This window comes from Ramlibacter sp. GS1-15, from assembly GCF_057785015.1.
On the sequence record NZ_JBYNTU010000001.1, the window covers coordinates 37231 to 61841 of the forward strand.

General features: G+C 68.8%; 22 protein-coding genes. 16 read left to right on the top strand and 6 right to left on the bottom strand.

Annotated elements, in window-relative coordinates; translation table 11 throughout:
* Positions 1–59 precede the first annotated feature (59 nt).
* Genes AC3EF3_RS00175 through AC3EF3_RS00185 form a run of 3 tightly spaced genes read left to right on the top strand, consistent with a single transcriptional unit; the run spans position 60 to position 2751 of the window.
* Complete coding sequence (locus tag AC3EF3_RS00175; RefSeq protein WP_488530145.1) at positions 60–1070, top strand: fumarylacetoacetate hydrolase family protein; 1011 nt, start codon at positions 60–62, stop codon at positions 1068–1070.
* Positions 1071–1072: 2 nt separating this feature from the next.
* Positions 1073–2041: a Bug family tripartite tricarboxylate transporter substrate binding protein gene (locus AC3EF3_RS00180; protein WP_488530146.1), complete on the top strand. Its 969-nt coding sequence runs from the start codon at positions 1073–1075 to the stop codon at positions 2039–2041.
* Entirely contained in the window at positions 2038–2751 is a 714-nt protein-coding gene (locus tag AC3EF3_RS00185; RefSeq protein ID WP_488530147.1) for an arylmalonate decarboxylase, read from the top strand. The genes AC3EF3_RS00180 and AC3EF3_RS00185 overlap by 4 nt, the downstream gene beginning before the upstream one ends.
* Here the strand turns inward: AC3EF3_RS00185 and otsA are convergent, their stop codons facing one another.
* The 3 genes from otsA to otsB all read right to left on the bottom strand — a co-directional run bounded on the left by otsA (position 2752) and on the right by otsB (position 6802).
* A complete protein-coding gene (otsA, locus tag AC3EF3_RS00190) occupies positions 2752–4170 on the bottom strand; it encodes an alpha,alpha-trehalose-phosphate synthase (UDP-forming) (RefSeq protein ID WP_488530148.1) in 1419 nt (472 codons plus the stop codon). It abuts the gene before it with no gap.
* Positions 4171–4182: 12 nt separating this feature from the next.
* A complete protein-coding gene (locus tag AC3EF3_RS00195) occupies positions 4183–5988 on the bottom strand; it encodes a glycoside hydrolase family 15 protein (RefSeq protein WP_488530149.1) in 1806 nt (601 codons plus the stop codon).
* A gap of 70 nt (positions 5989–6058) precedes the next feature.
* Positions 6059–6802, bottom strand: coding sequence for a trehalose-phosphatase (otsB, locus tag AC3EF3_RS00200; RefSeq protein ID WP_488530150.1), 744 nt, complete (start codon positions 6800–6802; stop codon positions 6059–6061).
* 153 nt (positions 6803–6955) lie between these two features.
* Between otsB and AC3EF3_RS00205 the strand changes: the two genes are divergently transcribed.
* The 7 genes from AC3EF3_RS00205 to AC3EF3_RS00235 all read left to right on the top strand — a co-directional run bounded on the left by AC3EF3_RS00205 (position 6956) and on the right by AC3EF3_RS00235 (position 14280).
* Positions 6956–7750 carry an enoyl-CoA hydratase/isomerase family protein gene (locus tag AC3EF3_RS00205; RefSeq protein WP_488530151.1) on the top strand — a complete coding sequence of 265 codons (795 nt, stop codon included), beginning with the start codon at positions 6956–6958 and terminating at the stop codon, positions 7748–7750.
* A 19-nt stretch (positions 7751–7769) separates the two neighbouring features.
* The gene (locus AC3EF3_RS00210) at positions 7770–8132 is read left to right on the top strand and encodes a DUF2946 family protein (RefSeq protein ID WP_488530152.1); all 363 of its coding nucleotides are present in this window, start codon (positions 7770–7772) and stop codon (positions 8130–8132) included.
* Between the two features lie 84 nt (positions 8133–8216).
* Positions 8217–10376: a TonB-dependent receptor gene (locus AC3EF3_RS00215; protein ID WP_488533705.1), complete on the top strand. Its 2160-nt coding sequence runs from the start codon at positions 8217–8219 to the stop codon at positions 10374–10376.
* On the top strand, positions 10373–11176 hold the full coding sequence (locus tag AC3EF3_RS00220) for a copper chaperone PCu(A)C domain-containing protein (protein ID WP_488530153.1): 804 nt from the start codon (positions 10373–10375) through the stop codon (positions 11174–11176). The genes AC3EF3_RS00215 and AC3EF3_RS00220 overlap by 4 nt, the downstream gene beginning before the upstream one ends.
* A 66-nt stretch (positions 11177–11242) precedes the next feature.
* Entirely contained in the window at positions 11243–11905 is a 663-nt protein-coding gene (locus AC3EF3_RS00225; RefSeq protein WP_488530154.1) for a PhaM family polyhydroxyalkanoate granule multifunctional regulatory protein, read from the top strand.
* Positions 11906–11918: 13 nt separating this feature from the next.
* Positions 11919–13178, top strand: coding sequence for an FIST signal transduction protein (locus AC3EF3_RS00230; protein WP_488530155.1), 1260 nt, complete (start codon positions 11919–11921; stop codon positions 13176–13178).
* Between the two features lie 94 nt (positions 13179–13272).
* Positions 13273–14280: a DUF535 family protein gene (locus AC3EF3_RS00235; protein WP_488530156.1), complete on the top strand. Its 1008-nt coding sequence runs from the start codon at positions 13273–13275 to the stop codon at positions 14278–14280.
* A 6-nt stretch (positions 14281–14286) separates the two neighbouring features.
* Here the strand turns inward: AC3EF3_RS00235 and AC3EF3_RS00240 are convergent, their stop codons facing one another.
* On the bottom strand, positions 14287–15018 hold the full coding sequence (locus AC3EF3_RS00240; protein WP_488530157.1) for a helix-turn-helix domain-containing protein: 732 nt from the start codon (positions 15016–15018) through the stop codon (positions 14287–14289).
* Positions 15019–15139: 121 nt separating this feature from the next.
* Here AC3EF3_RS00240 and AC3EF3_RS00245 point away from each other — a divergent pair, with 121 nt between their 5' ends.
* From AC3EF3_RS00245 to AC3EF3_RS00265, 5 genes are all read left to right on the top strand, one after another.
* Entirely contained in the window at positions 15140–15940 is an 801-nt protein-coding gene (locus tag AC3EF3_RS00245; RefSeq protein ID WP_488530158.1) for a hypothetical protein, read from the top strand.
* A 10-nt stretch (positions 15941–15950) separates the two neighbouring features.
* Positions 15951–17876: an MFS transporter gene (locus AC3EF3_RS00250; protein WP_488530159.1), complete on the top strand. Its 1926-nt coding sequence runs from the start codon at positions 15951–15953 to the stop codon at positions 17874–17876.
* Between the two features lie 134 nt (positions 17877–18010).
* The gene (locus AC3EF3_RS00255) at positions 18011–18451 is read left to right on the top strand and encodes a hypothetical protein (RefSeq protein WP_488530160.1); all 441 of its coding nucleotides are present in this window, start codon (positions 18011–18013) and stop codon (positions 18449–18451) included.
* Entirely contained in the window at positions 18448–19248 is an 801-nt protein-coding gene (locus tag AC3EF3_RS00260; RefSeq protein WP_488530161.1) for a DUF2145 domain-containing protein, read from the top strand. The genes AC3EF3_RS00255 and AC3EF3_RS00260 overlap by 4 nt, the downstream gene beginning before the upstream one ends.
* A gap of 12 nt (positions 19249–19260) precedes the next feature.
* Positions 19261–20340 carry a serine endopeptidase gene (locus tag AC3EF3_RS00265; protein WP_488530162.1) on the top strand — a complete coding sequence of 360 codons (1080 nt, stop codon included), beginning with the start codon at positions 19261–19263 and terminating at the stop codon, positions 20338–20340.
* Here AC3EF3_RS00265 and tgt read toward each other — a convergent pair.
* Together tgt and queA are read right to left on the bottom strand one after the other, a co-directional pair.
* A complete protein-coding gene (gene tgt / locus AC3EF3_RS00270) occupies positions 20300–21460 on the bottom strand; it encodes a tRNA guanosine(34) transglycosylase Tgt (RefSeq protein ID WP_488530163.1) in 1161 nt (386 codons plus the stop codon). The two genes, AC3EF3_RS00265 and tgt, sit on opposite strands and share 41 nt — an antisense overlap.
* Before the next feature lies 1 nt (position 21461).
* On the bottom strand, positions 21462–22493 hold the full coding sequence (queA, locus tag AC3EF3_RS00275; RefSeq protein ID WP_488530164.1) for a tRNA preQ1(34) S-adenosylmethionine ribosyltransferase-isomerase QueA: 1032 nt from the start codon (positions 22491–22493) through the stop codon (positions 21462–21464).
* Between the two features lie 50 nt (positions 22494–22543).
* On the opposite strand from queA, the gene recG reads away from it, so the two are divergent.
* Positions 22544–24607 carry an ATP-dependent DNA helicase RecG gene (recG, locus tag AC3EF3_RS00280; protein WP_488530165.1) on the top strand — a complete coding sequence of 688 codons (2064 nt, stop codon included), beginning with the start codon at positions 22544–22546 and terminating at the stop codon, positions 24605–24607.
* Positions 24608–24611: the final 4 nt, after the last annotated feature.

The window sequence follows — 24611 nt, forward strand, 5'->3', positions numbered from 1 at the left end:
CATTTCACAATGCGTAACTGCGCGGACTCTACCGCAGGCGCGGCAAGGCGGCAAATCCCATGAAACTCGCAACGTACAAGGACGACTCGCGCGACGGCCAGCTCGTCGTGGTCTCGCGCGACCTGAGCACGGCCCATTATGCGACCGGCATCGCGGACCGCCTGCAGCAGGTGCTGGACGACTGGAACTTCCTGTCGCCACAGCTGCAGGACCTGTACGAAACGCTCAATGGCGGCAAGGCGCGCCACGCCTTCCCGTTCGATCCGGCGCAATGCATGGCCCCGCTGCCGCGCGCCTACCAGTGGGCCGACGGCTCGGCGTACATCAACCACGTCGAGCTGGTGCGCCTCGCGCGCAACGCGAAGGTGCCGGACAACTACTACACCGAGCCGCTGATGTACCAGGGCGGCAGCGACGACTTCCTGGGCCCGCGCGACGATGCGCCCTTCGTCAGCGAGGACTGGGGCATCGACTTCGAGGCCGAGGTCGCCGTGGTCACCGCCGATGTGCCGATGACGACCACGCCGGAACAGGCGCTGGACGGCATCCGGCTGGTGATGCTGGCCAACGACTGGTCGCTGCGCCACCTGATCCCGGACGAACTCGCCAAGAGCTTCGGCTTTTTCCAGAGCAAGCCGGCCACCGCGTTCAGTCCCGTGGCCGTGACGCTCGACGAACTGGGCGACGCCTGGGCCGATGGCAAGTTGAACCTCACGCTGCAATCGCAATGGAACGGCCGCACGGTGGGCATGTGCGACGCCGGCCAGGAGATGACCTTCCACTTCGGCCAGCTGATCGCGCACATCTGCAAGACGCGCAACGTGCGCGCCGGCTCCATCGTCGGCAGCGGCACTGTGAGCAACCGCGCCGTCGAGAAGGACGGCAAGAAGGAATGGGTCAAGGGCTATTCCTGCATCGCCGAGAAGCGCGCGATCGAGACCATCCTCGACGGCAAGCCGGGCACCGACTTCATGAAGTTCGGCGACACGATCAGGATCGAGATGAAAGGCCGCGACGGGCAATCGGTGTTCGGCGCGATCGAGCAGAAGGTCGTGAAGTACGGGAAATGAAGATGGCTGCCCTCCTCTCGCGCCGCGCGCTCTTCGCCGCCGTACTCGCCGCCGCGCCGGCTTTCGCTGCCGCGCAAGGCTACCCCACCCACCCCATCCGCTTCGTCGTCGGCTTCTCTGCCGGTGGCGGCGTGGACGCGATGGCGCGCCTGCTGGCGCAGCGCCTGTCGACGCAGCTGGGCCAGCAGGTCGTGGTCGAAAACCGCGCCGGCGCCTCGGGCCTGATCGCGGGCGACGTAGTGGCGAAATCCGCGCCCGACGGCTACACACTGCTCGTGGGCGAAAGCTCGATGCTGGTGGCCCCGCACCTGCAGGCGAAGATGACGTTCGACCCGATCAAGAGCTTCACGCCGGTTGCCGGCCTGTTCTCGGTGCCGGTGATGATCGTCGCGAACAACGCGTTCCCCGCACGCACGCCGAAGGAGCTGATCGCGGCCTTGAAGGCGAGCCCCGGCCGGTATTCGTACGCGACGCCCGGTGTCGGCACGGTGCAGCAGCTGGGATTCGAGATGCTCAAGGCGCGCATCGGCGCGTTCGTGGTGCACATCCCCTACCGCGGCGCCGCGCAGGTCGTGCCCGATGTGGTCGGTGGCCAGGTCCCGCTCGCCGTCGTGAGCACCACCTCCGGCATGCCGCAGGCGCGCGCCGGCAAGCTCAAGGCGATCGCGCTGATGAGTGCGACCAAGCTGCCCGGCGCGGAGAACGTGCCGCTGCTGTCCGAGGCGCTGCCCGGCTTCAACGCGACCCCGCGACTGTTCCTGATGGCGCCGGCGGGCACGCCGTCCGCGGTCGTCGAGAAACTCACGGACGCCGTGCGCACCGCGCTCGCCAGTCCGGACATGGTGCAGGCGGCGGCGCAGCAGGGCGCGGCACCGGCGTTCTCCTCGGGTGCGCAGCTCGCGGGCGAACTCGCGCGCGAATCGGCCCAGTGGGGCGAAATCATCCGGTCGCAGAAGATCACGGCGCAATGAGCGAGGTCGCGACGCTGGGCCTGATCGTGCCGCCCGCCGCCGGCGAGGTGCCGGTCGACGGTTCGCTGCTCTACGGGGACCGCATCCGTTTCATCGCGCGGGGCCTGGGCCTGCCCGCGGTGTCGCCGGGCGGCTTCGATACCGTCATCGACACGGTGATCGAGCAAGCGACATCGCTGCGCGACGCGGGCGCGCAGGCGATCTCCCTGATGGGCACCTCGATCAGCTTCTATCGCGGCGCGGCGTTCACCGAGGAACTGCGCGAAGCGATGGCGAAGGCCACCGGCCTGCCCTGCACGACGATGAGCCACGCCATCGTCGCGGCGCTGCGCGAGCTGAAGGTGAAGCGGGTGGCCGTCGCCACCTCCTACATCGACGAACTGAACGAGCGGCTGGTCCAGTACCTGACGCACGCGGGGTTCACCGTCACCGCCATCGAAGGCCTGGCCATCACGGGCGTGAAGGCGATGGGCGAGGTGCCGCCGCAAACGCTGTTCGATCTCGCCGAGCGCGTGTACCGCAGCGACACCAGCGCCGACGGCATCTTCATCTCCTGCGGCGGGCTGCTGACACTGGACGTGCTCAAGCCCCTGGACGACAGGCTCGGCGTGCCGGCGACGGCGAGCTCGCCCGCCGGCTTCTGGGATGTGGTCAAGCTCGCGGGACTCGATCCTTCGTCGCCGGGCTACGGGCGCCTGTTCGAGGCCTGATCACAAGCGCAGCCACGGCGTGCCGGTCTCCTCCGGCTGCGCCTGCACCAGCGCGTCGAGGAAGCTGTCGCACCACCAGTGCACGTCGTACTCGCGGAGCACCGACATCAGGGCCTGGTGGCGGTTGCGGCGCTCCTCGATCGGCATCTGCAGCGCCAGGTGGATCGCGTTCGCGGTGCCCTCGATGTCGTAGGGGTTCACGAGCAGCGCATCGCGCAGTTGCTCCGCGGCGCCGGCGAATCGCGACAGCACCAGCACGCCCGGGTCGTGCGGATCCTGCGCGGCGAGGAACTCCTTGGCGACCAGGTTCATGCCGTCGCGCAGCGGCGTGACCAGCGCCACCCGGCTCGCGCGGTACAGGCCCGGCAGGCGCGTTCGGGCGACGGTGCGGTGGATGTAGCGCACCGGCATCCAGTCCAGCTCGCCGAAGTTGCCGTTGATCGATCCGCACAGCGACTCCAGTTCGTGCAGGATGTCGTTGTAGGCGACCACGTCCTCGCGGCTGGGCGAGGCGATCTGGATCAGCGTCGCGCTGCTGCGATGCTCGGGATAGCGCTCCAGCAGTTCGCGGAACGCCTTCATGCGGTGCGGCAGGCCCTTGGAGTAGTCGAGCCGGTCCACGCCGACGAGCAACTTGCGGCGCGAGTATTCGCGCCGCATGCGCTCGAACATCTCGCGGCCTTCGGGCGCGTTGGTGAGCGCGACGAACTCGTCGACATCGATGCCGATCGGGAACGCGCCGGCCTGCACGGTGCGGTTGAACGCGCGCCAGCGCCCGCCTTCGAGCTGCTGGCCATGCGCTTCGGCCTCCACGTAGCGCGCGAAGTGCAGCAGGTCGCCCTGGCTCTGGAAGCCGACCAGGTCATAGGCGAACAGCGCCCGGATCAGCCAATCGTGCCCCGGGATCGCCGCGAGGATCAGCGAGGGCGGCAGCGGGATGTGCAGGAAGAAGCCGATGCGTTGCTGGCAGCCGAGCGCGCGCAGCTCCGCGGCCAGCGGGATCAGGTGGTAGTCGTGCACCCAGATGATGTCGTCGTCGTGCAAGAGGGGCTTGAGCTTGCGCGCGAACATCTGGTTCACTCGCCGGTAGCCGGTGATGTAGCCGGCGTCGAAGTCCGCGAGATCGAGCCGGTAATGGAACACCGGCCACAGCACGCCGTTCGAATAGCCGGCGTAGAACGAATCGTGGTCCTCGCGGCTCAGGTCCACGGTGGCGAGCGTCACGGGCCCGGCGTGCTGCGTGTGCAGGCGGCCTTCGCCGGGGCGAGCGCCTTCCGACGGTTCCACGATGCGGCCGCTCCAGCCGAACCACAGGCCGCCGGTGTTGTTCAACACCTCCGCGAGCGCCACGGCCAGGCCCCCGGCGGCCGTCTTGCGCGGGTCCGCCAAGCGGTTGGAGACGACCACCAGCCTTGGCATCGCTGTTCTTTCCTAGATCACGGTGTCCCAGCGCTCGGACAGGCGCACCGCGGCGTTGATCACGCCGACCATCGAATAGGTCTGCGGGAAGTTGCCCCACATCTCGCGCGTGACCGGGTGCGTGTCTTCCGACAGCAGGCCGAGCGGGTTGCGGTTGCCCAGCATCACCTCGAAGATCTCGCGCGCTTCCTGCTTGCGGCCGATGCGCGCCAGCGCGTCGATGCGCCAGAAGGTGCAGACGTTGAAAGAGACCTCCGGCTTGCCGAAATCGTCGGCGGCTTCGTAGCGCCGCATGTAGGGCCCGTCGCACAGGTACTGCTCGAGCGCGGCGACGGTGGAGATGAAGCGCGGGTCCTTCGGCTCGATGAAATTGACTTCGGCCATCAGCAGCACGCTCGCATCGAGGTCGCGCCCGCCGAAGCTCTCGGCGAAAGCCTGCCGCTGCTCGTTCCACGACTCGCGCAGGATGCGCTCCTTGATCACCTCGGCGCGCTCGCGCCAGTACACCATCCGGTCGGGCAGCTTGAGCGTGTGCGCGATCTTGGCGAGCCGGTCGCAGGCCACCCAGCTCATGAGCGCGGACGACGTGTGGATGCGCGCGCGCGTGCGCAGCTCCCACATGCCGGCATCGGGCTTGTCGTAGATGCGGAAGGCCTGTTCACCCACCGCCTCCAGATAGCCGAACTCCGCCTTGCCGGCGCGGCGGAACAGGCGCTGGTCATGGAACGATTGCGCGGCCGCCAGGATGATGTTGCCGTAGACGTCGTGCTGGAAATGTTCCTGCGCCTGGTTGCCCACGCGCACCGGCCCCATGCCGCGGTAGCCGGGCAGGTGCTCCATCACCATCTCCGGCAATCGCTCTTCCCGCCCGATGCCGTACAGCGGCTGGATGTGGTTGCCCGCGGTCTTCACGACGATGTTGTTCAACCAGCGCAGGTATTCCTCCATCGTCGCGACTTCGGAGATGCTGTTGAGCGCGCGCACGACGAAGAAGGCGTCACGCAGCCAGCAGAATCGGTAGTCCCAGTTGCGCCCGCTGTTGGCGTGTTCGGGGATGCTGGTGGTCATCGCGGCGATGATCGCGCCGGTGTCCTCGTACAAGGACATCTTCAGCGTGATCGCCGAGCGGATCACCGCCTCCTGCCACTCGAGCGGGATCGACAGCGCGCGCGACCAGCTGCGCCAGTAGGCCACCGTCTCCTGCTCGAAGTGGCGGGCGGTGTCCTCGATGCCCGACATCAGCGTCTCATCGGGGCCCAGGACGAAGTTCATCGGCCGATCGACCACGAAATACGACTCGGCCAGCACGTAATTGATCGGCACGTCGGTGTTCAGCCGCAGCGACATGCCGGGCCCGACGTAACGCACGTGCGTGCTGCCGCGCGTGATCTCGGGAGCGAAGCGTCCCCAGTCGAAGCGCGGGCGGATCACCACGCGCATGCGCGGCGAGCCGGACAGCACCTTGACGCGGCGGATCAGCGAGAGCGGGCGGAACATGCGGCCGCGACTCCAGAAGCGCGGCGCGAGGTCGGTGATCTCGATGCCCTGGCCCTGCTCGTCGTACAGGCGCGTGCGCAGGACGGCGGTATTCGGCTCGTACTCCTGCTCGGAACGCGCGAGGCTCTCCAGGTCGAACGTCCACAGGCTGCCGTTCGGGCTCGGGTCGAGCAGTGCATCGAACACCGGATCGGCGTCGAAGCGGGGCAGGCAGCACCACACGATCGCACCGCGTTCGTCGACGAGGGCGTTGTACGCGCAATTGCCGATCACGCCCAGCCGCAGCGACGGCTCCAGGGCCTTGAGGAGCGGCGGGTTCATGGCGCCCCCTTGGCGCGATGCGCGGTCCCCCCAAGGGGGAATGGTCGTCTCCGAAGCGGACGGGCGTCGATCATGCATGCACCTTTCCGGCCTTCGCGGCCACGGCGGATTGGAGTTGTTTGCGGAATGCCGCGGGCGTGGCGATGCGCTGCCACGCCACCGAGGAGCCCTCGCCCACCTTCACGCCCAGGCCGCGCAGCCGCTGCACGGTGGCGAAGCCGACCTCGTCCGTGATGTCGTCACCGACGAACACGGGCGTGCGGCCCGCGAAGGGCGGCTCGGCCAGGAAGGCTTCGATGGCCGCGCCCTTGCTGGCCCCGCCGGGCTTGGCTTCGACCACCATCTTGCCGCGCAGCAGCGTGAGGCCCGGCGATTGCTCCACCGCACGCTGCATGGCTTCGAGGCACAGCGTCTCGAGTTCCGGCGCTTGCCGATAGTGCAAGGCGATCGAGCCGCGCTTGATCTCCACGCGCAGCTTGGGATGGCGCTCGGCCAGCTGCAGCGCGATCTGCTCGACCACCTCGAGCGGAAAGGCGGGCATCAAGGCGATGTCGCCCTTGGCGTTGCGCCGCTCGGCCCCGTGCACGCCCGCCGCGGGCAGGACCAGGGGCCGCAGGAACTGGTCGATCTGCTCGAGCGGACGGCCGGAAATCAGCGCGAGTGCGCCGCCGAGGTATTGCTGCAGGGCATCGAGCGTGCGGATGAGTGCGGGCGGCACGATGACCGCTTCGGGTTGCGGAGCGATGTCCACCAGCGTGCCGTCGAAATCGAGGAACAGCGCGCAGGATGGGTACAGGATGTCCACAAAATTCATGGAGTTCGACCGTAGCAGAAGGTGAGGCGGGCGTCAGTTCACGCGAACGCCGGAACGTGTAGGACTGCACCTACGGGCGGATCGGAATTTGCCGAAAGGGGCGGCGTAAGCTTGCGAGTCGCGAAGACTAGCGCAAACCAGGAAAGTAGAAGCATGGACTATTCACGCTATGGCACCTTGGCGATCACGCGCCGCGGCGAGGGCGGCGCGGTGCTCGACATCCAGATGCGCGCGAAGAACGGCAAGCTGCCCACCGCCGGGCACGACGGCCATCGCGAACTGACCGAGATCTGGCGGGACGTGAGCGCGGACGACAGCGTCAAATGCGCCGTGCTGCGCGGCGAGGGGCTCGGCTTCTCGGGCGGCGGCGACCTCGACCTCGTGGCCGACATGTCGACCGACTTCGCCGTGCGCTCGCGCGTGTGGAAGGAGGCGCGCGATCTCGTCTACAACGTGATCAATTGCGACAAGCCGATCGTGAGCGCCTTGCACGGCCCGGCCGTGGGCGCGGGGCTGGTGGCGGGCCTGCTCGCGGACATCTCCGTCGCCGCGAAATCCGCGAAGATCGTCGACGGCCACACGCGCCTGGGCGTCGCGGCCGGTGATCATGCGGCGATCGTGTGGCCGCTGCTGTGCGGGCTGGCCAAGGCCAAGTACTACCTGCTGCTGTGCGACCCGGTGAGCGGCGAGGAGGCCGAGCGCATGGGGCTGGTCTCGCTCGCCGTGGACGACGAGCAGCTGCTGCCCAGGGCCTACGAAATCGCCGACCGCCTCGCGGCCGGTTCGCAGTCCGCGATCCGCTGGACCAAGTACTCGCTGAACAACTGGCTGCGCCAGGCGGGCCCGGCCTTCGACACGTCCCTCGCACTGGAGTTCATGGGCTTCGGCGGGCCGGACGTGAAGGAAGGCATCGCGTCCCTGCGCGAGCGGCGGCCGCCGAGGTTCTAGCGAGCGCCATAATCGCGCCATGCAAGCCCTGCGCCGCGCCCGCTTCCTCGCCCGCCTCGTGCTGGCGTGGTTCGCGTTGTCGCTGGGCGTGGCGATCGCCTCGCCGCTGGTCAAGCCGACCGGCATCGAGGTGATCTGCTCGGGCAGCGGCACGATCAAGCTCCTCGTCAAGGGCGACAGCGAAGGGGGCCAGCCCACCGGTCACACGCTGGATTGCCCGCTGTGCGCCTCGATGGCGGCGCCGCCGCCGGTCGTGCGCAACGATCTGGTGTTCGTCCCGGTGCTGGGCCATGCCGTCCAGCCGATTCCTGCCGCGCGCATCGCGCTGCTCACGGCCGCGCCGTTGCCGGCGCGTGGACCCCCGCTTCAGCCGATCGCTTGAAAGCGCGCCTGCGTTGAGTCGCAGGCTGTGTTCAATCGTTCGGGAGCAAGCTTGAATCCCACCCGTCTTGCCGTGGTCCTGGCCATGGCGTTTCCGTCCATCGCGGCGGCGCACGATCCGCCGACGGCGCCGGTGCGCGACCTCGGCACCGTGACCATCACCGGCGGCCAGCCCACGTCATTGCCAACGCAGATTCCCACCACGATCGAGGGTGTCACGCGCGCGCAGATCGAGGAGTCCGTCAACGCGAGCGACAGCGAGGACGCGCTCAAATACCTGCCGAGCCTCCTGGTGCGCAAGCGCTACGTGGGCGACTACAACCACGCCGTGCTGTCCACGCGCGCTTCGGGCACCGGCAACAGCGCCCGTTCGCTGGTGTACGCCGACGGCATCCTGCTGTCGAACCTGCTCGGCAACAGCGCCACTTTCGCGCCGCGCTGGATGATGGTCACGCCGGAGGAGATCGAACGCGTGGACGTGCTGTACGGCCCGTTCTCCGCGGCCTACCCGGGCAACTCCGTCGGCGCCGTGGTGGACTTCGTCACGCGGATGCCCACGCAATTCGAGGCGCACGGCAAGGTGTCGGTCACGCGCGAGCCGTTCGACCTGTATTCGTCGCACGGCACCTTCGGGGCCCGGCAGGCGAGCGTGTCGGCGGGCAACCGTGCGGGCCCATGGGCCTGGTGGTTCAACGTCGACCGCACGATGAGCGATGGCCAGCCGCTGACGTTCGCGACACGGCGCGCGCCGGCGGCCGGCGCGGTTGCCGCGCTGGACCGCAGCGGCAGGCCCTGGTGGATCATCGGCGCGGCGACGCAGTACCACGCCGTGCAGGACCACGCGAAGCTGCGCCTGGCGTACGACTTCGATCCCACCGTGCGCGCGAGCTATACGCTGGGATGGTGGCGCAACGATTCGCGCGCGCGGCCCGAATCCTATTTGCGCGACGCCGCCGGCAATCCGCTCTACACGTCCGTCGCGGATTTCCCGTCCTCGAACGAGGCCCTCGCGCACCTGATGCAAGGCCTGTCGATCAAGAGCCACACACATGGCGTGTTCGATTGGGAGATCGCCGCGAGCCGTTACGACTACGCCCGGGACATCCTGCGTGCGCGGACGTCGACGACGGGGAGCGCCGGCCGCCTCGTCGACGGACATGGCACGGGCTGGGACACGCTCGCGCTGAAATTCACCTGGCGGCCGCGAGAGGCGCACGTGATCGACGCGGGCCTGCAGCGGGACAGCTACCGCTGGCGCAGCGTCGAAAACGCGACCAGCGACTGGGTTGCCGGCGAGCCCGCTGCGCTGAACCAGTCGTTCCATGGCGGGACTCGCTTGACGAGCGCCTATGCGCAGGACACCTGGCGGTTCGCGCAGAAATGGAAGGCGATGCTGGGCGCGCGCGTGGAGCGCTGGGAGGCGTTCAACGGCCAGACCGCGAACACAGCCACGGCGGTCGACTTCGCGCGCCGCTCGCAATCCTTCGCCTCGCCCAAGGCTGCCCTGGCCTACCAGGCCAGCGAGCTGTGGGTGCTCAAGGCCTCGCTCGGGCGCGCGGTGCGGGTGCCCACCGTGGCGGAGCTGTTCCAGGGCGGCATCGCGGCCAACGGCACGCTCGCCAACAACGACCCGCAATTGAAGCCCGAGCGCTCGTGGACCAGCGAGATCAGTGCCGAGCGCGAAACCGACGGGCGCTTGTGGCGCGTGACCGCATTCTTCGAACGCACGCGCGATGCGCTGTACTCGCAGACCAACGTCACCGTCACGCCCAACGTCACCAACATCCAGAACGTCGACGCGGTCCGCACACAGGGCATCGAGACGGCGTATCGCGCGAGCGACGTGGTCGTGAAGGGGCTGGACCTCGGCGCGAGCGCGACCTGGACCGACTCGCGCATCACCCGCGACCTGAAGTTCCCCGCGGCCGTGGGCCACTGGCAGCCGCGCGTGCCGCAGTGGCGCGCGGCGGCGGTGGCCACCTGGCATGCGTCGCCGCGCTGGACGCACACCCTGGGCGTGCGGTACAGCGGCCGGCAGTACAGCACGCTCGACAACTCCGACCCCAACGGCTTTGCCTACCAGGGGGCGAGCCGCTACCTCACCGCCGACTGGCGCACCGTGTATCGCATCGATGCGCACTGGAGCGCCGCCGGCGGCATCGACAACCTGAACAACCAGCACTACTGGAATTTCCACCCTTACCCGCAACGCACCTACAGCGTTGAACTGAAAGTCGACCTATGAAAAACATCCTTGCCCTCACCGGCCTGTCGTTGTGCGCATCCGTCGCGTTGGCCCACGTGAGCCTGGACCCGGCGCGCGTCGAAGCGGGCACCACCTATCGCGGTGTGCTGCGCGTGGGCCACGGCTGCGACGGTGCGCCCACCACCGCCGTCGAGGCCCAGCTTCCGGGCGGCCCCCGCGTGTTGGACGCGAAGGACAAGCGCGAGATCCCGATCGAGTTCCAGGTGCCGAAGCAGACCGGCCCCGTGTGGATCAAGGTGCTGCAGCGCTGCGCAGGCGCCAGCATCGACTGGAAGGACGTGCCGGCGCAAGGCACGTCCACCGAAGGCATGAAAACGCCGGCCGTGCTGCTGCAGGTCGTGAGTGCCCAGGAGGCGGCCGCGATCGCGGCGCAGCCCGCGATCGACGGCGCCTGGGTTCGCGCGTCGGTGCCGGGCCAGCAGGCGACCGGCGCCTTCATGCGCATCACCGCCAAGGCACCCACGCAGCTCGTGGGCGCGTCGTCGCCCGTCGCGGGCAGCGCCGGCGTGCACGAGATGAAGATGGAAGGCGACGTGATGCGCATGCGGCCCGCCGGCGCGATCGAGCTTCCGGTCGGGCGCGCCTTCGAGCTCAAGCCGGGCGGCTACCACCTCATGCTGCAGGACCTGAAGCAGCCGCTGGAGAAGGGCGGCACGGTGCCGGTCACGCTGGTGTTCCGCGATGCCAGGGGCGTGGAGTCGCGCATGGACCTGCGCCTGCCCGTGGCGCTGCAGGCGCCCGGCGCGGCGGGCGGCCCCGCCGTGGAGCACAAGCACTGAGTCGCCGTTGGCGAATGGCCGGAGTTCACGTAAGCTGTGGCGAACGGAACTTCGGGGGCTTCGGCCATGAGCAGCGACAACGACAACCTCGGCTTCGGCAAGTTCGTCCCCGGCTTCGATTTCCTGCAGAACCTGGCCAAGGGCGCGACGCAGACGCTGCCCCAGATCCCCAACCTGTCGAACTGGATCGCGCCGACGCTCAATGTCGAGGAGCTGGAAAAGCGCATCAGCGACCTCAAGGCCGTGCATTTCTGGCTCGACCAGAACGCCAAGGCGCTGGGCGCCACCATCCAGGCGCTGGAGGTGCAGAAGATGACGGTGGCTACGCTCCAGGGCATGAACTTCAACATGGCCGAAGTGGCGAACGCACTCAAGCTCAAAGCGGGGAGCGGCGCGACCGGCGGCCTGCAGAAGCCGAGCGAGGCCGCGGCCCCGGCCCCAGCCGCAGCCCCGGCGGCACCCCGGAAGGCCAAGCCCAGGGCGGCCGAGGACAAGGGCGATGGCAAGGCACCGGCGAACATCGTCGATCCGCTGCAGTGGTGGGGCGCGCTCACGCAGCAGTTCCAGCAGATCGCCACCAACGCCATGAAGGATGCGGCATCGCAGACCGCGATGGACACGGCGAAGAACATGGCCGGCGGCATGGCCCGGCAGGCGATGAAGTCCGCCTCGCCGGTCGCGCGCAAAGGGGCCGCCGGGCGGCCCGCGAAGAAGAAGGCATCGCCTTGAAGGAGCGAATGGAGTGAAGTTGTTTCCCTTCGGCCACGCGACCCACCCGCAGTGGCAGATGGCGGCGGGGCTGGTGCTCGCGCAGTTGCGGGCGCAGATGGCCCTGCCCGAGTACGCGTCGTCGCCCACGCTGGCCCTGCTCTACATCACCGACCATTACGCCGACGCGGCGCAGGAGATCCTGGACCACCTCGGCGCGGAACTGCCCGAGGTCACCGATTGGGCGGGGACCGTGGGCGTCGGCATCGCCGCATCGAACGTCGAATATTTCGACGAGCCGGCGCTCGCCGTGATGTTGTGCGACCTGCCTTCGCACCAGTACCGCGTGTTCTCCGGCGTCGCGCCGCTGGCCACGGGTGAAGGCATGGGGTTCGAACCGTTCACCGCCCTCGTGCATGCGGACGCGCGCACGCCCGACCTTGCGGAACTCATCGACGACCTGGCCGCCCGCACGTCGACGGGCTACCTGTTCGGCGGGCTGTCGTCCAGCCGCGCCGACAACGTGCAGTTCGCGATCGGCGGCAACGGCAACATGCGCGGCCAGGGCGCGGCGCGCGGCGTGTTCTCCGGCGGCCTGTCGGGTGTGGCGTTCGGCGAAGAGGTGGCGCTGGTCTCGCGCGTGACGCAGGGCTGCCAGCCGATCGCGCCCCAGCGCGTGATCACCGGGGCGAGCGGCAACGTGATCACCGGGATCGACGGCGAGCCCGCGCTCGACCGCCTGCTCGCGGACACCGGCATCTCGCTCGATCAGCCGCAGGAGGCGATGGCGCAACTGCGCGCGACGCTGGTGGGCCTGACCGAGGAAGGCGCGGACGCGGTCGGTCGCACCGGAAGCTTCGGCGCCGACGTGCTCGTGCGCCACATCATCGGGATCGATCCGGGGCGGCGCGGCGTCGCCATCGCCGAGCGCGTCTCGCCCGGCATGCGCATGGCCTTCTGCACGCGCAACGCGCAGGCCGCGCGGGCCGACCTCGTGCGCATCTGCGCGGAAATCCGCGAGGAGCTCGAGCCCGAGGAAATGAGCCACACGACGGCGGCCGCGCTGGCCTCGCCCGCGCCGGACGCCTCGCCGAGCCCGGAGCGACGCATCGCGGGTGCGGTCTACGTCAGCTGCGCGGGGCGCGGTGGCCCGCACTTCGGCGGGCCCAGCGCGGAGATGCAGATCGTGCGGCGCGCGCTGGGCGACGTGCCGCTGGTGGGCTTCTTCGCCGGCGGCGAGATCGCGCGCCATCACCTGTACGGCTACACCGGGGTGCTCACTGTCTTCCGCTGACCGGGCGCCGGGCGTCTGGCAGGGCCTGCGCTGGGCGCTCGATCCGCGCAACGCCGGCGGCGGCACCTCGCGTGCGCGACTGGCCTGGCGCGCGTTGCGCGGAACGCTGGGCGAAGGCAAGGCGCTGCGCCGCTGGATGGCGATGGTGTTCGAGCTGCACTCGCGCGAGGTGCTGCACGACCTGCGGGGCGAGTACCTGCGCGCCCTGCGGCCCTATGTGCACCGCGGTACCGGCTTTTCCGAACGCGTGGTGCGGCTCATCGACCACATGGACTGGCTCGAGACGGCGTTCCAGCCGTCCGCCTTCGCGCAGGTCGCGTTCGGCCAGCCGGTGGTCCTGGTCGAACTCACGCCCCCGAGCGGCTGCGAGTTCATGCGGCTGCAACTGCAGCGGTCGCCGGCCACCAGCGTCGAGGGCGAGATGTTCCTCACGCTGACCCTCAGGCGCTCGGCCGAGCTGCAGCGCGACGCGCAGGCCATCGATGCGGCCGTGCTCGCCTTCAGCCGTTTCCACATCGATGGCACGCCCTGCCTCGTGATCGGCGGCGTGCGCGGCCAGCGCCATCCGGTGCACCGCGTGAGCGCGCCCGAGATCGCCGCCGCCCTTCACGGCTGGAAGCCCGCCGTGCTGCTGGTGCGTGTCGCGCAGGAGCTGGCGGGCCACTGGCACCTGCGGCTCGTCGGGCTCGACCCTGCCGCCCATCGCCTGCACGGCTGGTCGTATCGCCTGCGCGCGCGCTATCGCGAAGCCGGCGAGAAGGTCTTCGCCAGTTACCGCGCGCTGTGGGAACACTTCGGCGCCAGCAACGGCCCGCGTGGCTGGGTGATCCTGCCGTTGCAGTCGAACGAGAACCTGGCGGCCACGGCCTTGTCGCCCGAGAAGCGCGCGCGGCAGGCGCGCCGTGCCGATTTCTGGCTGCGCACGCGCGGCCTGCTGCGCCTGGAAATGCGCAAGCTGCTGCAGGGGCGCGAACCGGAAGCGCCGCAAGGGCCGGCCACCGAACAGCTCGCGCCCCCGGGTCGTGCCTTGCTCGATATATTCGATCCGGGGCGGGTCCCGTTGCGCGTGCTCGAAACCGGGCCCGCCGCGCTGGACGGTTAGGTTCCGTCAGCGCCGCAGGCGCGTGAACGCCTCGAATTCCCAGCTGCGCATGGCCAGCAGCAGGGTGTAGCCCTCCAGGTCCTGTTGCGGCAGCCGCTGGTCGGTCTGGTGCTGCTGCGCGAAGTCCTGGGCGACGCGCTGGATGCGTTCGAAGAACATCGGTGCCGTGGAGCGGCTCACGGAGCCGTGCACCAGCAGCAAGCCTTCGCCCGGCTTGTCGAAGCCGCCCTTGTAGTAATCGAGCACCACCTGTTCGCGGAAGTAGTTCATCACCGCGCCGTGCGGCCGCCAGCGGAAGGTCTTCGCGAGCTTGAGCCGGTAGCGGTTCAGCGGCCGCAGCTCGATGATGCCGATGCGATCGAGTTGCACGAAATGCCTGATGCACTCGGCTTCCGTCAGGCGGTAGGCCGCCGTGATCTGTTCCACCGTCCATTGCGACAGCGCGCAGATCGCGCACAGCAGCAGCTTCTTGTCGGCGACCACGGCGCGCTCCTGCTCGGGCGTGAGCTCCTTCAGCAGCGGCTGCGCATCGGCGATGCGCCGCGCGAGCTCCGCGAAATCCAGCTTCAGCGCACGGCAGATCGCGTCGATGCGCGACAGCGGCATGTCGCCCTTGGCCAGCATCCGCTTGATGCTCGATTCCGCCATGCCCAGCGATTTCGCGAGGTCGGCGTACGTCATCTGCGCGGCCTTCAGCTCCTTCTTCAGGGCGGTGACGAGGTCGGCGGTGGTGCTCATGGACGGGAAAGTATCGCGGCGTGATACCGCAGGTGTACTGGAGCGCAATGTAGCGCAAATGCCGCGCCCTACCGCCGACGTCTCGAGAGACTCGCGCCGTTGCTCCAAAGGAGGAAAAGCAATGGCAACCAGGATGAATCGGCGCGAACGGGGCCTGGCCATCGGCGTGATGGTGATGGGCGTGGTCGCGGTGCTGGGACCGCATGTCGGCAACCTGGCCGGCTACCACGCATTTGTCGATGAACGCGGCTGGCACGGCGTGCCGCATGCGGGCGACGTGCTCTCCAACCTCGCGTTCCTCGGCGCCGGCCTCGCCGGCGCGTGGTCGCTCTGGCGGCTGCCCCGGCGCTCGCTGTCGAACATGCAGCGGGCGATGGCCGCTCTCTTCTTCGGCGGCCTCGTCGTGACCGCGGCCTGCTCCAGTTGGTACCACTTGCAGCCCGATGACGCCCGGCTGGTGGTGGACCGCAGCGGCATGGCGATCGCGTTCGCGGGGCTGCTGGGCCTTGCCGCGGCCGCGCACGTGAGCGAGCGTGCCGGCGCCTGGGTCGGGCTGGGCCTGTTGCTGATTTCGCCCTGGGCGATCCGCGCCGCGGCATCGGGCGAATTGCTGCCCTGGGCCGTGCTGCAGTTCGGCGGCATGGCGGCCTTGTGCATCGTGGCCTGGTTGCGCCCCTTGCCCGACGCGGTGGGCGTCCACTGGCTCGCGGTCGTCGCGATCTACGCGCTCGCCAAGCTGGCCGAAGCCGGCGACGCCTGGATCTTCGAGCTGACGCGCCACGTCGTGTCCGGCCACTCGATCAAGCACCTCGTGGCCGCGATGGCCGCGTGGCCGCTGATTGCCGCTTTGAAAGATCTCCGATACGTGCAGAATTGCGAGCGCGCGTCGGCCTGGCGCGCCGCGCTGGCTGTCCACGAATGAGGAGGGATCCATGAGCACCGTCTTGAGCGAACCCGCGGCGACTGCGCCCGCGCACGAACATCCCAACCAGTTCGCGCTTCTCGGCCAGCGGCGCTTCGCCCCCTTCTTCTGGACCCAGTTCTGCGGCGCCGCGAACGACAACCTGTTCAAGTTCGCGTTCACCGTGATGGTGACCTACCAGCTCCAGCTCGAGTGGATGCCGCCGTCGCTGGCGGGCCTGGTGATCGGCGCCCTGTTCATCCTGCCCTTCCTGCTGTTCTCGGCCACCAGCGGGCAGCTCACCGACAAGTTCGACAAGCGCTCGATGATCCGCTTCGTCAAGAACCTGGAGATCGCGATCATGGCACTCGCGGCTTTCGGCTTCTGGACATCGAACGCGCCGGTGCTGCTGGCCTGCGTGTTCCTCATGGGACTGCACTCGACGCTGTTCGGCCCGGTGAAGTACGCCTACCTGCCGCAGGTGCTCGACGAACGCGAGCTCACCGGCGGCAACGGCATGGTGGAGATGGGCACCTTCGTCGCGATCCTGCTGGGTAACGTCGCCGGCGGGCTGCTGGTCGCGACGCCCGAGGTGGGGCGCCACCACGTCGCGATCGCCTGCGTGCTGCTCGCGCTGGTCGGGCGCGGCTTCGCGCAGTTCGTGCCGACGGTGGCCGCGACCGATCCCGGCCTGAGGATCAACTGGAACCCGGTCAGCGAGACCTGGCGCAACCTGAAGCTCGCGCACGGCAACATCGTCGTGTTCCGCTCGCTGCTGGGCATCAGCTGGATGTGGTTCTTCGGCGCGGTGTTCCTGTCGCAGTTCCCCTCGTTCGCGAAGGAGGTGCTGCACGGCAACGAGCAGGTCGCCTCGCTCCTGCTCGTGGTGTTCTCGGTCGGCATCGGGGTCGGCTCGCTCCTGTGCGAGGTACTGTCGCGCCGCCACGTCGAGATCGGCCTGGTTCCGCTCGGCGCGATCGGCATGAGCGTGTTCGCGATCGACCTGTACTTCGCCTCGCGCGCGCTCCCGCCGGCGGACAACCTCGCGCTCGCGCAGTTCCTCGGTGCGTCCATGCACTGGCGCGTGATGGCGGACCTCGCGCTGCTGTCGCTGTTCGCCGGCCTGTACAGCGTGCCGATGTACGCGCTGATCCAGTTGCGCAGCCAGCCGACGCACCGCGCCCGCATCATCGCGGCGAACAACATCCTGAACGCGCTCTTCATGATCGCGAGCGCGATCATCGCCGGGGCGATGCTGAAGACCGGCTTCACCATTCCCGAGATCTTTCTCGCGGTCGGCATCGCCAACGCCGTTGTCGCCGGCTACATCTTCATGCTGGTGCCCGAGTACCTGCTGCGCTTCGTCGCGTGGTTCGTGTCGCACGTCGTGTACCGCTTCAAGGTCCGCGGCGACGAGCACATTCCCACCGCCGGTGCGGCCGTTCTCGTGTGCAACCACGTGAGCTTCGTCGACGCCATGCTGCTGATGGCGGCGAGCCCGCGCCCGATCTATTTCGTGATGGACCACCGCATCTTCCAGGTGCCGGTGCTGGGCTGGCTGTTCCGCCTGGCCAAGGCGATCCCGATCGCGCCGCGCAAGGAGGACCCGCAGGCCTACGAAGCCGCGTTCGACGCCGCGGCCAAGGTGCTGCGCGAAGGCGACCTGCTCGCGATCTTCCCCGAGGGCGCGATCACGCGCGACGGCCAGCTACAGGAGTTCAAGGGCGGGATCATGAAGATCCTCGAGCGCGAACCGGTGCCCGTGATCCCGATGGCGCTCACGAACCTGTGGGGCTCGTTCTTCAGCCGGGTGGAAGAAGGCGGCGCGATGGTGCGGCCGTTCCGGCGCGGCATGTTCAACCGCGTCGGCTTGAACGTCGGCGAGCCGGTGGCGCCCGCGCAGGTCCAGCCGTTGCTGCTGCAGGAACGCGTGGCCCAGCTCCTCGCAGCGGACTGAGTATCGCCTCGCGATACCGCCGGCACCGCCAGACGCATAAAAGTCGAAACCCACGGGCCTCGCGGCCCGTGCAGCACGAGACTGCGCTCCGACCGCGGCACCCCGTCGCGGCACCCACACCTCGGAGGGACATCATGAGCAGGAACCAATTCTTCGCCGCCGCGTTTTCCTTGGCGTTCGTCACGGGTGCGGCCCGCGCGCAATCCGAGGCGTCGACCCTGAGCGACGTTTCCACGCTGCCGATCGCGTCGGTCGCGCTGGGCTCCCAGGCGGGCGGCGCCTCGGTGGGTGCATCCGCCATGCTGTCCGTGGCGGGCGGCGTGTTCGTCGTCAAGAGCGTGGAAGCCAGCGCCTATGCCACCGTGTACACGCTCGAACGCGTGTCCGATGGCGTGCGCATCAGCGTGCAAGTCGCCGGCCGGGGCGTCAAGCAGGCTTCCGTCGTTGCCGGGGCCATGGTCACGGCCACGGTGCTGAGCACGGGCATCGTGCTCGTGGCCGGCAGCGAGGCGATCGCCTTCGTGCCGAACGCCCTCGGCCGCGCACTGCTGCATAACGAGCGGATCACGTCGTGAAGCCCTGGCGCATCCTCGTCGCGGCGTTCGCGCTGCTGCTGGCCGCCGGCGCGCACGCGGGCCGCTCGTGCGAGGAGAAGCAGCCGACCGCCGCGGCGATGATCCGCGGCCTGGAGCTGGCGCAAGGAACCCGGGACGCGCTGGACGCGAGCGGCGCCGAAGTCGCCGTGCTCGCGCGGGCCGGGCAGGACCTGACGCCATGGAACCTGCGCTACTCCCACCTGGGTTTTGCCTACCTCGACCGCGACGCGCCGGGCGGTGCGGCCTGGCGCGTCGTGCACAAGCTCAATCGCTGCGGCACGGCTGATTCGGACCTTTATCGCCAAGGCTTGGGCGAGTTCTTCCTGGACGACCCCTGGCGCTACGAAGCGGCGTGGGTCGTTCCGTCGCGTGAGGTCCAGCAGCAACTGCTGCCGGTACTGCGCGACAACGCGCGCGTCGCGGCCTTGCACGTCAGGCCCTACAGCCTCGTGAGCTACGCCTGGGGCAACCGCTACCAGCAGTCGAACCAGTGGGCGATCGAAACGCTGGCGGCGGCGATGCAGCCCGACACGCCGATCACGCGTGCGAACGCGCAGTCCTGGCTCGCCGCGCACGAGTACCGGCCGACCACCTTGCGGATCGAGCCGCTGACGCGGCTGGGCGGGCGGCTGACGAAGGCCAACGTCGCTTTCGACGATCATCCACCCGAGAAGCGCTTCAGTGATCGCATCGAGACGGTGACGGTCGATTCCGTGTTCGAATGGCTGCCGCGCAGCGGCCTGGCATCCGCGCCGTCGGTGCTGCGCCTGGAATGAGGAGGGGATTTCATGAGCAACGCCTTGCGTCTGTCCGAAAAGTGGTTCCGCCGCGGCCTCTGGCTGGTGGCCGTCGTGTTCGCGGGTTTCCTGGTCGGCCTCGGCGGCACCGTGGTCGGCGACCTGCCGAAGGTGGAGCACGCGTGGACGGTCGAAGATTTCCTCGACCGGCCCGCGGCCGATCGCCTGCGTGGCGAGATCAAGGCGATGCAGCGCCGCGCCGACGACGCCCAGGCGGCGCTCGACCAGGCGCGGCTGAAACAAGGCGTGGCCCGCGCCGACACGCAAAGCGCGCAGGAGACCTTCCGCAACTGGCTGGCGACGCGCCACGCGACACAGCTCTCCGACCAGGACCCGGAACTCGTCGCACGCACCAAGGCGCTCGACACCTTGCGGCAGAAGGAGCGCGAGGCGCAGGGGCAGGTGGAGCAGCAGGAGAAGGCCGTGCTCGATGCGCGGCAAGGCCAGGCGTCGGCCCGGCGTCAGCTCGACGACATGGAAAGGGCTGCGGGCGACAAGCTCGCCGCCGAGATGCGGCGCGTCGAACTGCGCGTGTTCCTGTATCGACTCGCGCTCACATTGCCCTTGCTCGTCGTCGCCGGCTGGCTGTTCAAGACGAAGCGCAAGAGCACGTACTGGCCTTTCGTGTGGGGCTTCATCTTCTTCGCCCTGTTCACGTTCTTCGTCGAGCTCGTGCCTTACCTTCCGAGCTACGGCGGCTATGTGCGCTACATCGTGGGCATCGTGATCACGGTGCTGGTCGGGCGCTACGCGATCCTGGCGCTGAACCGCTATCTGGAGCGCCAGCGGGCCGCGGAGCAACTGCCCGATGCCAAGCGGCGCGAGGAACTGAGCTACGACACGGCGTTGGCGCGCCTGGCCAAAGGCGTGTGCCCGGGCTGCGAGCGCTCTGTCGACTTCAAGAACGAGCGGATCGACTTCTGCCCGCACTGCGGCATCGGCCTGTTCGACCGGTGCGGGAATTGCTCGACGCGCAAGAGCGCCTTCGCGCGCTTCTGCCCGGCGTGCGGCACCGCCGCGGGGCCGGGTCTCACACGCCTCGTGCCCGGTCCTGCCGGAACTGCTGCCTGAACTGCGCAAACCGGCCCGCGTCCAGCGCTTCCCGGATCTCCCGCATCAGGTTCAGGTAGTAATGCAGGTTGTGGATGGTGGCAAGCATGGGCGCCAGCATCTCGCCGCAGCGCTCGAGGTGGTGCAGGTAGGCGCGCGAGAAGCCGCCCGATACCGTGCCATCCGGTCGCGTGTAGCCCTTGCAGGCATAACAGCCGCACGACTCGTCCAGCGGCCGCTCGTCGCTGCGGTGGCGCGCGTTGCGGATCTTCAGGTCGCCGAAGCGCGTGAACAGGTGGCCGTTGCGCGCATTGCGCGTGGGCATCACGCAGTCGAACATGTCCACGCCCTGCGCGACGCCTTCGACCAGGTCTTCGGGCGTGCCCACGCCCATCAGGTAGCGTGGCTTGTCGGCCGGCAGGCGGTGCGGCGTGTGCGCCATGATGCGCAGCATCTCGTCCTTCGGCTCGCCGACGCTGACGCCGCCGACCGCGTAGCCGGGAAAGTCCATCTCGACGAGCTGCGCCAGCGACTCCTCGCGCAGGTGCTCGAACATGCCGCCCTGCACGATGCCGAAGAGCGCGTTGGGGTTCTGAAGGCGCGCGAATTCGGCCTGGCAGCGCCTGGCCCAGCGCAGGCTCAGCTCCATCGAGAAGCGCGCCTCGGCTTCGGTCGTGACGTGCCCCTTGGTCTCGTACGGCGTGCACTCGTCGAACTGCATGACGATGTCGCTATTGAGCATCGTCTGGATCTCCATCGAGATCTCGGGCGTGAGGAACAGCTTGTCGCCATTGACGGGCGAGGCGAACCTCACGCCCTCCTCGCTGATCTTGCGCATCTCGCCGAGCGACCACACCTGGAAGCCGCCGGAATCCGTGAGGATCGGCTTGTTCCAGGCCTCGAAGCGATGCAGGCCGCCGAACTGGCGCACGACGTCCAGGCCCGGGCGCATCCACAGGTGGAAGGTGTTGCCCAGGATGATCTGCGCGCCCATCTCGTCGAGCGAACGCGGCGTGATGCCCTTCACCGTGCCGTAAGTGCCCACCGGCATGAAGATGGGCGTTTCCACCACGCCGTGATTGAGCGTCAGGCGCCCGCGCCGCGCGAGGCCTTCGGTCTGGAGGAGTTCGAACTGGAGCATGTCAGGAAGCCGGGCGGCGCAGCAGCATCGCGTCCCCGTAGCTGAAGAAACGATAACGCTCGCGCACGGCGTGCGCATAGAGGGCCATCATGCGGTCGTAACCGGCGAACGCGCTCACGAGCATCAGGAGTGTGGACTTGGGCAGATGGAAATTCGTGACCAGCAGGTCCACCACGCGGAAGTCGAAGCCCGGGGTGATGAAGATCGAAGTGTCGCCGCTGACCTGCCCGCTGCAGGCCCAGGACTCGAGCGTGCGCACGGTCGTCGTGCCGACGGCGACGATGCGGCCGCCGCGCGCGCGGGTCGCCTCTATGGCAGCGATCGTGACGTCGGGTATCCCGTACCACTCACTGTGCATGCGGTGCTGCGCGATGTCCTGGGTCTTCACCGGCTGGAAGGTGCCGGCGCCGACGTGCAGCGTCACGCTCGCGCGCTCGACCCCGCGCGCACCCAGCGCCGCGAGCACGGCCTCGTCGAAGTGCAAGGCCGCCGTCGGGGCGGCCACCGCGCCGGGGTTCTTCGCGAACACGGTCTGGTAGCGCGCCACGTCGTTGGCCGTGTCGGCATGCTCGATGTAAGGCGGCAACGGCACGTGGCCATGGCGCTCCATCAGCGCGTACGGATCGTCGCTGAAGGTGAAGCGGAACAATGCGCCGTCTTCATCGGGCCAGCGGCCTTGCAGCGTCGCGGTGAAGCCGCCGTCCATGCGCAGCACGGTGCCCGCGGGCGGCTTCTTGCTCACCTTCATGTGCGCCACGACCTCGCGCGGGCCGGTCACGCGCTCGACCAGCAGTTCGAGCCTGCCGCCCGTGGGCTTCTCGCCGAACAGGCGCGCCTTCACGACCTGCGTGTCGTTGAACACCAGCAGGTCGCCGGGCGCGAGCAGCGCAGGCAGGTCGCGGAAGACGCGATCGACCGGTGCGTCGCCCGTGCCATCGAGCAGGCGCGAGCCGCTGCGCTCGGGCGCGGGATGCTGGGCGATGAGGTCGGGGGGCAGGGCGAAATCGAAATCGCCCAAGGTGAATTGACGCATGCTTCAGGGCCGGACGGACCCGTGCGAAGTGATGAAGGCAGAATTGTCCCATGCCCGCGGCCACCGCATCGACCGGCCCCCAGAAAGCCCTCGCGAAACTCGGGCTCACGCGCGACATCGACCTGGCGCTGCATTTGCCCCTGCGCTACGAGGACGAAACGCGCATCGTGAAGCTGCGCGATGCGCGTGACGGCGACACAATCCAGATCGAAGCCCAGGTCACCGCTTGCGAGATCGTCTATCGCCCCCGCCGGCAATTGATGGTGACGGTGGATGACGGCAGCGACACCTGCGTGCTGCGCTTCTTCACGTTCTACCCGTCCCAGCAGAAGGCGCTGGCCGTCGGGACGCGCGTGCGTCTGCGCGGCGAGGTGAAGGGCGGTTTCCTCGGCTGGCAGATGGTGCACCCCGGCTTCAAGCCCGCGGGGGGCGAGCTGCCGAAGGCGCTGACGCCGGTCTATCCCACCGTCGCCGGCCTGCCGCAGGCCTACCTGCGCAAGGCGATCGAGGGTGCGCTCGTGCGCGCCGACCTCGGCGACACCTTTCCGCCCGGCGTCACCGAGCAACTTCAAACCCTGGTGTGGAACCTGCGCGAGTCGCTGCAGTTCCTGCACCATCCCACGCCCGACGTGTCGCTCGCGACGCTCGAAGACCATTCGCATCCCGCGTGGCAGCGGCTGAAGGCCGAGGAGCTGCTCGCGCAGCAGTTGTCGCAGCTGCAAAGCAAGCGCGAGCGCGACACCTTGCGCTCGCCCTCGCTGGCGACGAAGGCCGGCGGCCTGCACGAGCAATTGCTCGCGGTGTTGCCGTTCCAGCTCACGGGCGCCCAGCATCGCGTGAGCGAAGAGATCGCGCAGGACCTGGCGCGCGACGTGCCGATGCACCGGCTGCTGCAAGGCGACGTCGGCTCGGGCAAAACGATCGTCGCGGCGCTCGCGGCGGCGATCGCCATCGACGCAGGCTGGCAATGCGCGCTGATGGCGCCGACCGAGATCCTTGCCGAACAGCACTTCCGCAAATTGATCGGCTGGCTCGAGCCCCTGCTCGCGCCCAAGGGCCTGCGCGTCGCGTGGCTCACCGGCAGCCAGCGCAAGAAGGAACGCACGGAAATGCTGGCGCTGATCGCGAGCGGCGAGGCCGCGCTGGTGGTCGGCACCCACGCCGTGATCCAGGACCAGGTGCAGTTCAAGAAGCTCGCGCTGGCGATCATCGACGAGCAGCACCGCTTCGGCGTGGCGCAGCGCCTGGCCTTGCGCGCGAAGATGAGCGAGGGTCACCAGGAGCCTCACCTGCTCATGATGTCCGCCACGCCGATCCCCCGCACGCTGGCGATGAGCTACTACGCCGACCTCGACGTCTCCACCATCGACGAACTGCCGCCGGGCCGCACGCCCGTCGTGACCAAGCTGATCGCCGACAACCGCCGCGACGAGGTGATCGAGCGCATCCGCAGGCAGCTCGCGCAGGGCCGGCAGGTGTACTGGGTCTGCCCGCTGATCGAGGAGAGCGAGGCGCTGGACCTCACCAACGCGACCGCGACGCACCAGGCCTTGAGCGAGGCGCTCCCCGGCGTCATGGTCGGCCTGCTGCATTCGCGCATGCCGGTCGCAGAGAAGAAGGCCGTGATGCAGCTGTTCGTCGGCGGCCAGATGGGTGTGCTGGTGTCGACCACGGTGATCGAAGTGGGCGTCGACGTGCCGAACGCCTCGCTGATGGTGATCGAGCACGCCGAGCGCTTCGGCCTGTCGCAGTTGCACCAGCTGCGCGGCCGCGTGGGGCGCGGCGCCGCGGCGTCGGCCTGCGTGCTGCTCTACGCGCCGGGCGAGAACGGGAAAGTCGGCGAGGCGGCCCGGGCGCGATTGAAAGCGATGGTGGAGACCGCCGATGGCTTCGAGATCGCGCGGCGCGATCTCGAGATCCGCGGGCCCGGCGAGTTCCTGGGCGCGCGCCAGTCGGGCGCACCGCTGCTGCGTTTTGCGGACCTGCAGGTGGACACGGCCCTGCTGCACTGGGCACGCCAACTCGCGCCGATCATGCTCGACCGGCATCCGCAATTGGCCGACAAGCACATGGCGCGCTGGTTGGGTGGAAAATCCGAATTCCTCAAAGCCTGAGCCT